The sequence below is a fragment of the Vibrio lentus genome, assembly GCF_030409755.1.
GTDB classification, from domain to species: domain Bacteria; phylum Pseudomonadota; class Gammaproteobacteria; order Enterobacterales; family Vibrionaceae; genus Vibrio; species Vibrio lentus.
Window position 1 is genome coordinate 1 of record NZ_JAUFQE010000001.1, and the last position, 14,873, is coordinate 14,873.

The window sequence follows — 14,873 nt, forward strand, 5'->3', positions numbered from 1 at the left end:
ATTGTGATGATAAAAGGAAAAGGGTGGTAGTACCACTTGGTAAATCGCGTCAAACACATCTTGAGATAGGTTGGAAGTGCCCTTCTTTTTAGATTTGGTTGTGTTAGCTAATTGGATGAACTTGATAGTGATAGTTCTTCAACTCTTCACTTCTTTGGCACAACTCAAATGTGAAATAAGGCTGGGTGACTAAACACTGAGTGAACCTGTCTAATTCATTCGTATGTATAAACAGCGAAATGGGTGCAATCTGACGGTTTTCATTATCGAAGCAGTTATCAATATGTGCTCTGTCGATATAAACAACGTCCATTTCCTGTTTAGGGGTCTCTTCAATCAGTTTTGTTTCTAATCCGCTCTTCTCAAAACGTTCTAACAAGGCATAAAGTTTATCAACGTCGTTTTTGCTCTCTATCGCTGAATATTGAGATAGAACGCTTTCTAAGTGTTTTTCGATTGAGCCAAATTTATTCTTCATCAAACAAACCGTTTTAAGCTTTTTCTTGATAATGCTATATCGAGTTTGTTTGATTTTTGGCTTCAAGAAGTCAATGATGATCTTGTTTCGTTGCTCTTCTTTAACAAAGTGACTGGCAATGTTTACTTTGAAGTAAAGGTGAAGAAGAGTGTTTTCGAAGGTCGACTTAAGAAGTTGATGGTATGAATGTTCTGACATTGTTCACATGGACTATTTATTGGTGAGGGTATCTTATCATGAAAATAGCAAGGCTCTATGGCAGAAAGCAACGTAACTTGCTAGTTGTTCGTTGTAATGCTTAAACCGTGTACCCATCGTAATCACAATATTTTCAATTTTAGAACTCGACTTTGATTCTAGTCTTGAGGTTAGGTTAAACAACAGGTATTGGTTGGTGAGAAGCCTAATAACTTAATTCAACGCGGCTGGTGCCATCTTCTTTAGGTTTTTTACAGCCTTGATATTATCGATTAGTAACGGATGGATAACTTTTAATGAAAAGTGTATTACCTATGTAAGACATTGACAGGGCGATGTGCGTTTTTTATTGTGTATTACACATGTAATACATGAGGTGTCTACTATGAAAACAAAGATCATCAGCGCAGCGAACCAAAAAGGTGGCGTTGGAAAAACCACGACTCTTGTCAATTTAGGAGCTGAGCTTGCACGAAAACGAAAAGTGTTAGTCATTGACCTTGATCCTCAAGGGAACTGCTCCAAAACGTTAACCGGACAACGTGATTTTAAGTTTGAAGAGACGGTTGCTGCTTTGTTTGATAAGCCTAAAGTCGTGTCCATTGTCGATTTAATTCAACCTGCAAAGCTTAATGGGAACTCCATTGAAAACCTCTATGTTGTTCCCGCTGATGTTCAGTTGTCACGTGTCATCGAAACATCACTGACAAAGATTAACCGTGAACGAATTTTAGAGAAGCAATTGGCGAAGTTAGGTGATACCTATGATTTCATTCTTCTTGATACACCACCAAACTTATCCCTAACGACTCTTAACGCAATCCAGGCTTCAGACCTTATCTTAATCCCTGTTGACTCAGGTGCATTTTCATTAGATGGCATTAGCCCTTTACTCGAAGCTGTCTCTGAAATTAAGGATGACGAAGGCAACTATCTGATCCTGAGGAACGAGGTCGACTCAAGAAACACTATTATCAATGAGTTCATTGATGAGGAATTGGAGGTAGTACAAGATAAGTTGCTACCAGTATCTGTCCGTCGTTCTGAGCATGTCGGACAAGCTAATGCCGTTTCTTCTCCTGTGCGCTTTTATAAATCGGGCTCTCTTGTTAATAACGATTACCGAAAACTCGCTGCGTTTCTTTTAAGTTTAATGTAATACATAGGTAATACACATGAGCAGGTTAAAGAAACGAGGAGCGATAACCGCTATCTCTAGTGACAAGCACGAAGGTTCAAGTAAGTCGACTGGAATTACGACTGTCAAAAAGAAAGTGATGACATCTTATAAGGTGCCTCCTCTGACTCTTAGAATGTCACTGACGGATAAAGAACGGATAACCGATTGGGTAGCAAATCTGCAAGAGCAGACAGAGAGAAATGTGTCTGCAGCAAAACTGTACCGAGCGTTGGCTTTATATCGAGACAAGATCGATGATGAAGATCTCATCGAGTTGATCAACAAAATGAACTGAATGTGTATTACACCTGTAATGCATAATTACTTTAGAGGCTCTGAATGTTTTAATAGATGTCATAGAGCCGACCTCGGACTCAACTTCTCACACTGATGAACATGACACTTGAAGAGTCTTGTTCATTGTTCTAAGTCTTCTCTCTTTGTAAAGACAAACACTTTAAACGTGTCTTTATCACGACTCTTATCGTTGCCTTAGGCGTTACCCTGCGGGCTAGGTCTGGCTGCCCTAAGAGTCTTAGCGCCTTGTCGCTCCCTCCTCGTTAATCTCTCTGTCTTTGAAGAAGTTCGAATAAGGGCTTGTTTTCTTATGCGCCGATTTCTTTCACTCGCCTCATTTTCGGGTTCGCAGGCTGTTAACCGTCTCTCCCCACAACCTGTTTTTCAAGGGAGGCTTCGCCGCTGCGCGCCCTTGCAAAGCAGAACGATGTTGAGAGAGCGGACAGCCAAGCGGCTCCGAAAAGTGATACTCAAACAGAAAGGAAACTCTCATGGCGCAACAAAACTCAACCCCAACTCTCTCTAATTTAAATTCATCGACCAGCGTTTCGCCGCTGGGGCACGAAAGCTCACCAAAAAATGATATCTCTAGTCCTTTGGCGGTATTGAAGTTGCGCTATCAAGTCAAAAAGTGTCGTGATGAGGTGAAAAGAAAGTCTGATTTTGTTTCCAAAATCCAGCGTTTGAAAATGTTTAGTCGTCGTCAGTCGCCAGAGCAACAGGCTGATATCACGGCGTTAAAAAAACAAGGGTTCGTTGACGCTATCAAGCAGCAGTTTCCGCAATTGGTGTCGCGTCGTTTTGCTTTCCATGAAATCCGTGACTTTTTCATCGAATTAAATGGTGCTGGCTTTGGTGAATGGTTTCTTCACGAGCGAGTGGAGCACATCATTATGTACACCACTTACGGGTCTGTGTTTCCAGCGTTACGCTTTGTGACAACGGGGGAGGGAACGTTTAAGTGCTCAGGATTTTGTTTCGATGTGCGTTTTGGCGCTTAGGGGGTCACATGACAGTTCGTTCTACGGTATCCGCTGACATATCCATGTACGTGATTTGGGTGAATTCAACCGACTTTTACTCCACCGTAAAGGCCGTCAAGGTTCATGAGATTTTGGTGAATGAGTTTGGGTATACCGACTCTTTAATACTAGAGGAAGGCAACCGAGGGAAGGGGGTGAGTATCAGTATGTGTGATAACACTACCACCATTAAGCAGATGTGAGAAGACTACGCCTACGCGAAGAAAATGGAAAGGACGATAGAAACCACCTCCGAGCATCGCGAGTCTGCAAAGGCTTTACTCTTTTCTCTGTATGACGACTGAAGTCTGCTTATTGTGTAACGTCATCAAACACTCATAAGAGAAGGTCGTTAATGTTTCTGGATTTTGTTTCGATATTCTAGCCGTTCGCGACATTCAAACGGGTTGTGTTTTTCGACGAGCAACGCCTTGTTCGGTCCTGTACTAAGTGGTCAACGTTATCGAGTGTGTGAGCACGTTTAGGTTCTTTTATGACAAATATGAGCGCGTCGTCGGAGGGGGAGTCCTTGGTTGAGGGGGATGCGAACATTCGGTGTGCAATCATCCAATCAAGTAAACCGAGAAAAACGCTCGTCACGAGCAGGCATTAATATTGAGTGGCGTAAGTCGAGTAACCAGCAGGGCGCCCTTTTGGTGGGGAAGGGATCTTTCTAACTGGGCGACGTGCTTTGGGTTGAGGTACTGGCTTAGGCTGTCCTTTGGCATGTTGACGCGGCTTCCTTTAAACCGTCCCATTTGAGAACCCTCGCGCTAGGGAGGCTTCGCCGCTGCGCGCCCTTGCGCTACAGAACCTGCAACTGGGTACGGACAGTCAGACGCTCACCAAGACCGAAAGGAAATACCATGTCAGCACGTGTTCAATACTCAAATGTTTCGTTATTCACATTAGAAGAAAAGGGCATCCTTGACCAGGCCGCAAGTATTCTCAAATCCAAACTGTTTATTTCAGAACAAACGCCATTAACCTCGCCTGAATTGGTGAAATCGTTCTGCCAAACGTCCTTGGCCGCTTGTGAGTCTGAAGTGTTTGGGATTATCTTCCTCGATAATCAACATCGAGTGTTGCGCACCAAAGAGATGTTCTACGGTACCGTTAATGCCGCTTCGGTCTATCCGCGTGAAGTCGTGAAAGCGTCGCTGGCCACGAACGCGAGTGCGGTTATTCTCTATCATAACCACCCAAGTGGTGCGCCAAGAAGCGCATATGTAAAACGCAATGTAATTGCTTGATTTCAAGGAGTAATCAATGATTAGAAACGCATGCAACTTCCATTAGGCTGGCTGTTGTGTGAAGCCGTTTTGACAATGTGGCTGACATTTCCCCTACGAAATGGAGAGCTGCTAATCAGAGTCTTGCTAAGACTACGAAAGAAACTGATGTTTGACGCCTCGAAGGTTGGACTGTCTGTTATGAAGGTAGGGACAAGACAGAGTCACTGGATCTCCACCTATGACGGGGGGAGAAATCTCGCTTGGATAGAGACTGAACGCTCCTACAGAGATACGAGTTCAAGTCTCCCAGTGACGAGCACGGCGACGAGCCGTGCAAGGGGTACAGTCAGAGTCTAAGGCAAGATGGTGACGTTACATATGTGAACTTGGGAACTTTCTATTGTTATCTTGGCAACAAGATCTGGGAGCCTGAACCTACATGCAATTAGAAAGGGCGGAGCCTTCGTAGTAGTCCGAGGTTAGGAAAGCTAATCACATGGCGAAGGGAGGCAGTTTGACAAAACGTTTGTAAAAGTGAATTAAGCAGGAGAACAACGGTAATGTTGCTTTCAACGATCGCCCAAAAACAACAAACACTTGCAAAGAAAGCAACTGAGAATCCAGAGTATAAATTTAATCGTTTATACGATCTTCTTCATTGGGAGACATGGATACATCAGGCTGCTATTAATGTGTTATCTAGGCCAGGAAGTAGGACAGATGGCGTAGATGGTAAAACTCGCGACTACTTTAAACAAACCTATGAAAGACAACTGTCTTTGATCATAGAACAGTTAAAGTCAGGGAATTACCGTCCACTACCTGTAAAGAGGGTCTATATACCAAAGCCGAATGGAACCAAACGTCCTCTCGGTATTCCGGCTTTACGAGATCGTATTGTTCAGGAAGGTATAAGAATGGCACTCGATCCTATATACGAAACGGATTTTCATCCCTATTCCTTTGGGTTTAGGAAAAGTCGATGCACTATGGATGCGATTGCAGTGTTGATGCCCTTAGCTAACTCCATATCAAAACATTTCTATGTTATTGAGGGGGACTTAAAAAGCTACTTCGACACTGTTAATCATCGAATATTACTCAAATTGTTAAAAAAGCGGATAGCAGATAGGAAACTCATCTCTCTGCTCCATCGCTTTCTTCGTGCCGGTGTCATGGAAAAGCAGCTATTTGCTCAAACTCGTGAAGGGGTACCGCAAGGGGGGATCATTTCCCCACTGCTAGCAAATCTATACTTGAACGAATTTGATCAATGGGCAGCGAAGAAATGGCAGCTATCTCAATCAGAAAGACAAAATACGAGGAAAGCGGGTCGCGGTAATTATACCATGGTTCGCTATGCCGATGATTTTGTTGTCGTATCAAATGATGGGATAGCTGGAGTAAGGCAAGCTAAAGCTGAAATTAAGGAATTTCTGGAGGAAGAGCTAAAACTTACTCTTTCTGAGGAGAAAACTTTAATTACACACGTTAACAAAGGATACGACTTTTTGGGGTTCTATATTAAACGGAACTACTCGGAAGGACGATGGGTGGTACACTTGCGCCCCTCAATGAAAAGTGTGAAGCGTGTGAAAGCTAAGCTTAAAAGTCTTACTACACGAAACCAAACTTTATATGATGAAGTTACGAAGATGAAACAAATAAATCAAGTAGTTAGAGGGTGGTGTGAATATTATAAACATACATCTTTACTCAGTGATTTAGAAGCGATCAGTCGCTATGCGTGGCACAGATACCACAAGTGGTTACTGGCAAAATACAAAGGAAGTAGAAAGGTGCAACTCATCAAGGACAAAACATGCACAATCATGAAACGTCAACGATGGGTAGCGAATACATTCGGTATTCAAGTACATCAATGGCTGCCATCAGCAAAAGAGCTCAATCGTTCTCGTTATTGGAATCGTGGCAGAAATGGATTTGAACATCCCTATCTAGTCGCGTCCAGTAACGAAATCCAACCACCACTAGGACTTAAAGGTCCAGAGCCTTCGATATATCTAACAGCACGGATGAGCCGTGAAGATAATAGAGAGTATCCAAAGGACTGGCACTATAGACGACTAAAGGTACTAAAGCGAGATAGCTTTGCATGTGTGATATGCAAAGAACAAAATGACATCCAAGTTCATCACCGTAGAGGCGTTAAATCGTGGGCGGTAAAAGACTTGGTAACATTATGTCGAAAGCATCACATGATGGAACACAAGAAACTGCGAGTTGATGATTGTCAAATGGAGAGCCGGATGCGGGGAAACTCGCACGTCCGGTTCGGAGAGAGGAGTGAGTAAAACCGCCAGCTGTGAAGCTGGTATGGCGTACTTGCCCCTACTCTACGCGACGCCACCCCAAGTCAAGCTGACCGACGCATTACCCGTCAACTGACGGATGCGTTGGCATTGGTTGATATCCGAGTACTGGACCACTTTGTGGTTTCATTTGAGTGTGTGGTGTCTTTTTCTGAGCGAGGCTGGATTTAAAAAGCGGCTTATGGCCGCTGATTGAAATAGGGTAGGAGACTACCCTTCAACACATTTTTGGACAAAACCTTGCCAGTGCTTTTGCTAAATTAGAAAATCATCAATAACTACAGGTATGGCAAATTTACTTGTGAAGAGCTAGTGCGATGAGTAACATCACACTAGCAAAAGTATTGGTTTATGTTAGGTGCGTACTAAGTGACGTTACGTTAAATTAAGTTCCTCACATTAAGCGACATGCAGCCATCTAACATTCAAAAATCGGTTTAAGTCTTTGATTTCAAATTGACCATGAAAGATTAAATAGGCATAAATAAACGTGTAAATACGGCCGTTCGCCGTAGAGAAAGCGTTAGGATTCCGAGAGGTTTTTGGTATGACTACTGAAATAATATTACTAAGAGGTTTATTTCGAGGAAGTTATCATTGGGGTAATTTCACGGAGCGTTTATCCACTATTTTTCCTGATTGCCCAATTAGTTGTATTGATATTCCCGGCAATGGCTATTTGTCTTCGGAAATATCTCCAAATACCATTTCAGGAATGGTAGAAAGTGTTAGAAATCAACGCAATCGTCAAGGGAAAGTTCTTATCTTAGCTGTTTCAATGGGAGGGATGGTAGGTCTTAAATGGGCAGAATTATACCCACAGGAGGTCGAGTCAGTCATTTGCGTTAATACAACGGCAAAGGACTTTAGCCCTTTTTACGAAAGACTATTGCCACGAAACTATTTAAGAATTGTGAAAGCTTTGTTTTCGTCGTCGTTGAGTCGAGAAGGTGCGATTTATCAGATGGTTTCGAACCAACCATTTAATCGAAAGACAGTCAACGAGTGGGCGAACCACGGTCAAAAATATCCGATAAGTGTTGCAAATTTTTGGCGACAATTGAGAGCTGCTACTGGGTTCGTAGTCTCGAGGCCACAATGTGAACTACATTTTGTTGCTTCGTTAAATGATGGGCTTGTGAATTCTAATGCCACTCAAGCGATGGCTAAGAAGTGGGGTGCTCGGGTAATAGTTAATGAAATAGATGGGCATGATGTAGCGTTAGACAACCCTGAGTGGTTGCTGAAAGTTGTAGGGTCCATTTGGCTCAAAGCCAAACAAATTGTTCAAGAGTGATTCGCAACGCGTGCCTACAAAAGTCGGTGTTTATTATTCCTATTATGTAAAATCTGTGGGTTTGCTATCAGAAACAGCCCTTAAAGCACGTCAAACGCTCTTAGCGAAGATTTTAGACGCTTAATCAAGCGATATAATTCCATACTGTCTTAAAAATTTATAACGATTTCAGAGCGATTTATAGGGCAAAAATCAGCGTGTTCATTTGGGTCAAGAACAGCACAATGACCCCCATTTTTCGTACTTTGTGAGTTTTGGGTGTCAGATTAGTTATATTTGGTCAAAATTCACTCGACCGATAACGTAGGCTTTTTTGGCGAAACCAATAATGGGGCAAAGATCACTTAGAGTAAATGAACTAAATTGATGTGTAGAAAGAAACCAACGTGGTGCAGAATTTTTATCCTGGTACTGATTTGACTTATTTTAGTGTTAAGGTAACGGTATGAAAAAGACCACGCCAACGCCACATGATGCGCTCTTTAAGCAGTTTCTCACTCATCCTGAAACCGCTAAGGACTTATTGGATATTCACCTACCTGCTGAGCTGCGTGAAATCTGTGATTTGTCGACCTTAAAGCTCGAATCAGGCAGCTTTATTGAAGAAAACTTACGGCCTTATTATTCGGATGTCCTTTATTCTCTCACAACGTCTCAGGGGGAAGGGTACGTCTATGCGTTAATTGAGCACCAGAGTCGGCCAGATAAACACATGGCATTCAGACTGATACGTTATGCTATCGCTGCCATGCAACAGCATATTGAAGCGGGTCATGAGCACTTACCCTTGGTGATACCTTTGCAGTTTTACCATGGCCAAGTCTCGCCCTACCCATATGAAATGAATTGGTTAAAAGGATTTGCTAACCCTAAGATGGCTAAGGCTCTCTATACTCAAGATTTTCCATTGGTCGATGTCACGGTCATCTCCGATGATGAGATAATGCAGCATCGCCGCATCGCGTTACTTGAGCTTGTACAAAAGCACGCAAGGCATCGTGATATCATGGATTTCTTTGAGCCTCTGGTCACATTGCTCTTAACCGATTACACTACAGATAAGCAAGTACAGTCATTGATGAGCTACCTACTCCAAGTGGGTGAAACGAATAACCTAGAAGCGTTAATTACGTCACTGGTCTCATCAGTACCGAAACACGAGGAAACACTTATGACTATTGCAGAACAATTGCGCCAACAAGGCGAGCAACGTGGCCGCCAAGAAGGGCGCCAAGAAGCACTCAAGGAGATGGCGCGTAAGATGCTGCTTAATGGTCTAGATCAACAAACCATTATGGATGTCACGGGATTGAATACAGACGAACTAGCACAACTTTCTCATTAGCCGCTGGTTGTGTTGATAAAATCTGCCTGGAGACAAAGCTACATCGTTTATGGCTAACCGTGGGCTTCTAACTGGCATACCTAGAGCTATAATTTTGTTCATAGTTTTGACATTTACTATCATTTCACCTATTTGAGCGTTGTAATATCTCAAACTCGCTTTAGCGCTTTTCCGCTTCATTTATTGAGTAACTCTCTTCCCAACGCCTTGCATTCTTTCGAGGTGCTCTCAATGAGGTAAAACCTTTCTTTTTCAGAACCTCATGGCGCAACAAAACTGACTTCCACACTCATGGTTTCGAGTATATCGACATGAACAGCTAAGTGTAGCTTTTGCTATGTTCTGCGTTTCTTTGCATCAAGCTTTTTCACTTTCCACTCTCCCTGACCAAAAAGGTGGGGGCTAATTGAGTTAATGGCTAGACGGCGAACAGCCCTTTAAGATTTATTGCTATATTTGACTTGAACCGCCTTCGAACGCTTACCTTTGAAGATTGAGTACGGACGGTTCTTTTTCTAACGCCAATCAACCTATAAAGTACGTATTAAACTTAAATATTGGGCGTTCTCCCTTCGGTTGGCTCATTCCGTCGCTTCACCCCTCTCGCGATAACTTATGGCACTGTTATCGAGCAAGCTCAATGTGACATTAAGTTCCTGCGAACAATCACCAACGCCTCCGCTACTGCGTAGCTGCGCTTCGTCGTGCCTCCTCGTTACCTTTCACTGATTTCAATTAAGTTCTAGTAAGGGCTTGTTTTCTTATGTGCCGATTTTCCTTTCGACTCGCATCACTGGATGGCGCTCGCAGACTGTTCACCATCCTCAATCAGAACCTTCTCTGCAAGGGTTAATAAACGCTTCGCGCCCCTGCAGAGAAGAACCCTGTTTGAGATCTGGACAGCCAAGTGGCTCCATAAAAGTGATACTCAAACAGAAAGGAAACTTGTCATGGCACAACAAAACTCAACCCCAACTCTCTCTACATTGACGCTCAGCGACCAGCGTTTCGCCGCTGGGCACGAAAGCTCACCAAAAAATGATATCTCTTTACTGCGAATTCCTCAGCGGACAGAGGAAGAAGAGCACGGCTTTTCTCTTACGCCGTGTAGCGACATTACCTTAGCTGAACTCAATATCGCAGGATTTACTTCGCGTGATTCTAAGTTCTACCCATCCACTCTGGCTGAGGTTGAGAAGAGTATCTTACACCACTTTAAAATAGGGGACTTAACTGACAATTTTATTGTGAAGGATGTATCAACCCCTTCGAGAGTCCTCTTTTCGTTCCACCGTTGCCCGTTTTAATTACTGGGATATTTTTGTATTAACGTCAGGAGTAAGTCATGAAATATCTCTCTCACTATATTCAAGCCAAACAAACGCAAGCATTTAATGAGGCTGGGGCATTTTTTGCTTTTTCTAATAAGCAGTTCGATGAAGCAAAAAAAGAGGGCGTGAAATATGCGTCGTTAGGTATGGGTTTAATTTGCCCTGTTGATAATGCGAAGCAATTAATGACCCGTTTAGATTCTATTGCTCAAGAAGGGATCGCTGAAGACATCGAAGAGAATGGTAAAAAAGCGATCATTCGCCGTGAGCTATTCAATCACGAGTGTTTCTATACCAATGACATTTGTGATTGTGTCGAAAAGCTCGAAGGGTATGGCATTTCTTACGATGAAGTGTATGAGGTGTTTAATCACATTCGTAAAACGGAAGACGTTTATTAAACGCTAAAAGTAAAGCGCCTTGATATTTGCTGTATCAAATATCAAGGCAAATTCAATTTAAATACAGGGGTAAATAAAATGAACATTAAAAATGTTACATCCGATAACGAAGAAACAAAAGAAAAAATTATGTTTGTACAGCTGTGCCGTTTGATCTTGGCAAAGTTGTTTGTACACAAGGCATTGCTGAACTGCTAAATAACAATATTGGTGTGAATTTACCGATTTACTTACATCGTCACCAAAATGGTGATTGGGGAAATGTCTGTGTTGAAGATAAACTTACCAATGACGAAGCCACCAAGACAGGCGAGCGGGTTTTATCCAGTTACACCATTTGTAATGAACAAGTCTGGATAATTACCGAGCGTGATCGTAGTTGCACTACGATTTTACTCCCTAATGAATATTGATGACGTCAATTCACGCGATATAATGGAGTTCCTTTGGACTCCATTTTTTAGCTTATGAAAAAACTAATCTTATTATTGTCGGTATTTCCAAGTGTCGGGTATTCGTTTTGTTTTGATGAAGCAGGACAACATTATAATGTTGATCCAGATTTGCTGCGATCGATAGCACAAGTTGAAAGCAGTCTTGATCCTAATGCTTATAACGAAAACAAAAATAAAAAAGGTCAAGTAACCAGTCGTGACTTTGGACTCATGCAAATTAACTCTAGTTGGTTTCCTCGACTGACTGAATTTAATGTCAATGAAACCAATGTCTACGAACCTTGTTTTAATGTTTCATTAGGTGCGTGGGTATTAAGCTCTAACTTTGCCAGCCATGGTTATAACTGGAATAGCGTAGGTGCTTATAATGCAGGATTTCTTAAACGTACCGAAAACGTCAGAAAAATATACATCAAAAAAGTTCAAAAAGTCTATTATCAGTCGCCATTAAAATAACCTTTCTTGCACCATAACGGTGCGGCGCTAGTTGTGTCACGATCTTCTTTTTCCGTTTTACATTCCTTCCCTAATGGTCTCAATCACCCTAGATTCAATCGCCAACGGTTCGGCTTTTGAGCTCGACGTCCCTAAAACACACCCCAAGAAAACAAACTTGATGCAGACTCATTGGAGGTCATTGTTACCACTTGGGAATCATCCACACACCACGTCATAATCTGGCGATTATGGATGGTTGTCTGGAGTAAGTATTTGATAGCTAAGCGATGTGTAGTTTGTGTCTTTCATTGATATGGCATGTTTTCACGAAATTTCGTGATTCTATGTCCCTATATGAAGGTACTAAATGATGAAAAAAGTCTTACTCACACAACGCTTTGTTGAGCGCATCCCTTCTAACCATCTGGTTCAAGAGTTTTACGATACAAAAGTCCCTGAGTTGTATTTAAGAGTTTATCCGTCAGGAGGGAAGCGATTTTATATTCGCTTTCAGCATGAAGGGTTAAGGGTTCACCGCAAGCTTGGTAAAGCAACCGACCTATCATTACGAGAGGTGCGAAAGCAAGTGGTGAATGAAGTTCACCAGACTCGTTATCTGGCAGATATAAAAGAGCTGCCACCAATAACGATTCGGGTCTTCGCAGAGGAATTTTTTAAGCGTTATCCTCGCCACTGGAAACCAAGAACGACGGTAAAGAATAAGAGCGCTTTTCGTTTACATATCGCGCCTATTTTAGGCGATAAACTGGTTCACTCCATAGAGCGAAGAGACATTGAAGGGTGGTTTGCTCAGTTGAATCACGTGAAAGGCTCAGCGAATCAGGCGTTAGTGTTGATGTCTGTAATGATGCAGCAGTGTGAAGCGTGGGGATATCGACATAGAAACACTAACCCTTGTCGTCACTTTAAGCGTTATAAAGCGGGAGAGGTCGAACGCTACCTCAGTCCGGAAGAGTTGCGTAGCCTATGGCATGTACTCGAAACGTTAAAAGCCGATAATCCGATTCTCGTGATGATTATCCGATTGTTAATATATACAGGGTGCCGTTCTTCGGAAGTGAGAACGTTGCAATGGAAAGATTACAGGGGAGGGCATTGGCATTTATCAGACAGTAAAACAGGTGCAAAAACGGTGTATCTTTGCTCACAGGTTAGGGCGTATCTAAAAGAGTGGCGAACAGAGAGTGATTATATTTTTCCTGCTCAATGCCATACCAAACCGATATCTGAAGTGGCCTTGAGTTCGTTCTGGCGTAAAGTGCGCCGTTTAGCCGAGTTAGCTGGTGTGCGCTTACATGATTTACGCCACACGTACGCCAGTATTGCAATTCAATCCAATATTAATCTGACGGTGCTTAGTCGCTTACTGGGTCACGCGGAAGTAGAAACGACGCTGAAATATGCTCACTTAAGCAGTCTGGATGCTTGTAAAGCAGCCTCTCATATATCAGCCACTTTGGCTAAGGGGATGCGCTCATGAGCTATATCAGACTCACTCAGAAAAAGATTAAGGATTTATTGCCCCAACCCAAAACTTATGTTGTTTGGGATACAAAGCAATATGGGTTTGGGGTGCGAGTAGGCAAAGACGCTTCCTGTTTTTATGTCATGAAGACAGGCGGTGGCAATAAGATTATAGCACCTGTCGATAGCCTGTCTCTTCGTCAAGCTCGTCAAAAAACGTTAAGCCTGATGCAGGGTAATAATAAGAGTAGGGCAATCGGGGTGATGCGTTTTGATGTATTGGTACAGGGTGAATGGTTACAAAAAGTGTGCTCAACATGGAAAACCAGCTCACAGGGAGGGGCAAGAGGGGCATTAAATAAACACTTATTACCAGAATTTGGGCATTACCCCGTCACTCGTATTGATTCGTGTCATGTGCAGCGTTGGTTTGATGAGTTAAGCCAAGACTATGCTGGAGCGGCTAATCGCACTCTTGATGTGCTGCGTTCCATTTTTAAATATGCCGAGAGACAAGGGTATTGCTTGAAAAATCCTTGCGATGGTATCAAGCAGAACCGAAAAAAGAAGTTGAATCGCTTTTTAAGTCTGGAGGAATTATCGCGACTTGAAGGGGCTTTACGAACGGTTAGTCAGCAGGGAGAAATTGAGGCGTGTTGCTGTAAGGTCATAACGCTGGTGCTTTTGACGGGGTGTCGGATTTCAGAGGTGACGGGATTGCAATGGTCCTTTATCAAAGGAGATGAATGGCATTTGCCAGACAGTAAAACGGGGGCGAAAGTGGTTTATGTGGGTAAAGATGCTCGAAAACTCCTTTCGGAAATAGGGAAACAGTTTTTTGACTCTAATGGTGATGATGTTTTTCCACCTCTTCGCCGTTATGTGAGTCGGCCTACTAAGGTTGGGATGGTATGGCAAAGAGTACGGGTGTTAGCCGATATTGCAGATGTACGTATTCATGACTTACGCCATACTTTTGCCAGTTATGCGGTACTGGAAGGTTATCCGCTCCCGATGGTCGCTAAGCTCCTTGGTCATAAACGTATCTCTTCAACACTTCGTTATATGCATGTCAGTGAACGCCATGTGACAGAGGCAGTAGATACTCTGGGGGCGGTAATAACGGGGATGTTAGTCGAGCCTAAAGAAGTACAGCCCAGAAAACGAAAACGTACCACAAAGGCATTGAAGGCAGACAAACCTAGCCCCGAACCAAAGGCAATAAAAGGGAAATTCAACATTTTGCCAGAATTAACGGATGAGCAGATAAGTGATATTAGAGCTGAGTTGGATTTTTTGAGTTGGTAGTTATCTTGAATCCTTATAAAGCCACTTTTTGGGAGTGGCTTATCCTATTATTGCCCATTATTATATTCGG

At 42.7% G+C, this 14,873-nt stretch carries 15 protein-coding genes and 3 pseudogenes; 15 read left to right on the forward strand and 3 right to left on the reverse strand.

Annotated features, from left to right (window positions below; translation table 11 throughout):
- Window positions 1-103: 103 nt before the first annotated feature.
- On the reverse strand, window positions 104-676 hold the full coding sequence (locus tag QWZ07_RS00005) for a DUF2913 family protein (protein ID WP_192853988.1): 573 nt from the start codon (window positions 674-676) through the stop codon (window positions 104-106).
- Window positions 677-712: 36 nt separating this feature from the next.
- Entirely contained in the window at window positions 713-886 is a 174-nt protein-coding gene (locus tag QWZ07_RS26370; protein ID WP_353959757.1) for a Fic/DOC family N-terminal domain-containing protein, read from the reverse strand.
- 175 nt (window positions 887-1,061) lie between these two features.
- Between QWZ07_RS26370 and QWZ07_RS00010 the strand changes: the two genes are divergently transcribed.
- The 9 genes and pseudogenes from QWZ07_RS00010 (at window position 1,062) to QWZ07_RS00050 (ending at window position 9,385) form a co-directional block, all read left to right on the forward strand.
- Window positions 1,062-1,835, forward strand: a complete 774-nt coding sequence (locus tag QWZ07_RS00010; RefSeq protein ID WP_192854726.1) for a ParA family protein — start codon at window positions 1,062-1,064, stop codon at window positions 1,833-1,835.
- Window positions 1,836-1,851: 16 nt separating this feature from the next.
- Window positions 1,852-2,151, forward strand: a complete 300-nt coding sequence (locus QWZ07_RS00015) for a hypothetical protein (protein WP_192854728.1) — start codon at window positions 1,852-1,854, stop codon at window positions 2,149-2,151.
- Between the two features lie 493 nt (window positions 2,152-2,644).
- Window positions 2,645-3,154 carry a hypothetical protein gene (locus QWZ07_RS00020; protein ID WP_192854758.1) on the forward strand — a complete coding sequence of 170 codons (510 nt, stop codon included), beginning with the start codon at window positions 2,645-2,647 and terminating at the stop codon, window positions 3,152-3,154.
- A gap of 8 nt (window positions 3,155-3,162) precedes the next feature.
- Window positions 3,163-3,378 carry a hypothetical protein gene (locus QWZ07_RS00025; protein ID WP_225998632.1) on the forward strand — a complete coding sequence of 72 codons (216 nt, stop codon included), beginning with the start codon at window positions 3,163-3,165 and terminating at the stop codon, window positions 3,376-3,378.
- 663 nt (window positions 3,379-4,041) lie between these two features.
- A complete protein-coding gene (locus tag QWZ07_RS00030; protein ID WP_225998628.1) occupies window positions 4,042-4,428 on the forward strand; it encodes a JAB domain-containing protein in 387 nt (128 codons plus the stop codon).
- A 542-nt stretch (window positions 4,429-4,970) separates the two neighbouring features.
- Window positions 4,971-6,725 (forward strand): group II intron reverse transcriptase/maturase, encoded by a 1,755-nt coding sequence (ltrA, locus tag QWZ07_RS00035; protein WP_192854734.1) that lies wholly within the window; start codon window positions 4,971-4,973, stop codon window positions 6,723-6,725.
- Between the two features lie 51 nt (window positions 6,726-6,776).
- Window positions 6,777-6,914: pseudogene (locus QWZ07_RS00040) on the forward strand (JAB domain-containing protein); the annotation flags it as partial.
- 376 nt (window positions 6,915-7,290) lie between these two features.
- The gene (locus tag QWZ07_RS00045) at window positions 7,291-8,040 is read left to right on the forward strand and encodes an alpha/beta fold hydrolase (RefSeq protein WP_192854761.1); all 750 of its coding nucleotides are present in this window, start codon (window positions 7,291-7,293) and stop codon (window positions 8,038-8,040) included.
- 445 nt (window positions 8,041-8,485) lie between these two features.
- A complete protein-coding gene (locus QWZ07_RS00050; protein ID WP_261891405.1) occupies window positions 8,486-9,385 on the forward strand; it encodes an Rpn family recombination-promoting nuclease/putative transposase in 900 nt (299 codons plus the stop codon).
- 66 nt (window positions 9,386-9,451) lie between these two features.
- Here QWZ07_RS00050 and QWZ07_RS00055 read toward each other — a convergent pair.
- A pseudogene (locus QWZ07_RS00055) lies at window positions 9,452-9,867 on the reverse strand (transposase); the annotation flags it as partial.
- A gap of 468 nt (window positions 9,868-10,335) precedes the next feature.
- On the opposite strand from QWZ07_RS00055, the gene QWZ07_RS00060 reads away from it, so the two are divergent.
- The 6 genes and pseudogenes from QWZ07_RS00060 to QWZ07_RS00085 all read left to right on the forward strand — a co-directional run bounded on the left by QWZ07_RS00060 (window position 10,336) and on the right by QWZ07_RS00085 (window position 14,803).
- The gene (locus tag QWZ07_RS00060; RefSeq protein WP_192854757.1) at window positions 10,336-10,692 is read left to right on the forward strand and encodes a hypothetical protein; all 357 of its coding nucleotides are present in this window, start codon (window positions 10,336-10,338) and stop codon (window positions 10,690-10,692) included.
- A 38-nt stretch (window positions 10,693-10,730) separates the two neighbouring features.
- Window positions 10,731-11,117, forward strand: a complete 387-nt coding sequence (locus tag QWZ07_RS00065) for a DUF7659 family protein (RefSeq protein ID WP_261891404.1) — start codon at window positions 10,731-10,733, stop codon at window positions 11,115-11,117.
- A 78-nt stretch (window positions 11,118-11,195) separates the two neighbouring features.
- Window positions 11,196-11,530 (forward strand): annotated as a pseudogene (locus tag QWZ07_RS00070) (type I restriction endonuclease subunit M).
- Window positions 11,531-11,584: 54 nt separating this feature from the next.
- Window positions 11,585-12,028, forward strand: coding sequence for a lytic transglycosylase domain-containing protein (locus tag QWZ07_RS00075; RefSeq protein ID WP_192854342.1), 444 nt, complete (start codon window positions 11,585-11,587; stop codon window positions 12,026-12,028).
- Window positions 12,029-12,377: 349 nt separating this feature from the next.
- On the forward strand, window positions 12,378-13,511 hold the full coding sequence (locus QWZ07_RS00080; RefSeq protein ID WP_225998583.1) for a tyrosine-type recombinase/integrase: 1,134 nt from the start codon (window positions 12,378-12,380) through the stop codon (window positions 13,509-13,511).
- Window positions 13,508-14,803, forward strand: coding sequence for a tyrosine-type recombinase/integrase (locus QWZ07_RS00085; RefSeq protein ID WP_192854343.1), 1,296 nt, complete (start codon window positions 13,508-13,510; stop codon window positions 14,801-14,803). The genes QWZ07_RS00080 and QWZ07_RS00085 overlap by 4 nt, the downstream gene beginning before the upstream one ends.
- Window positions 14,804-14,873: the final 70 nt, after the last annotated feature.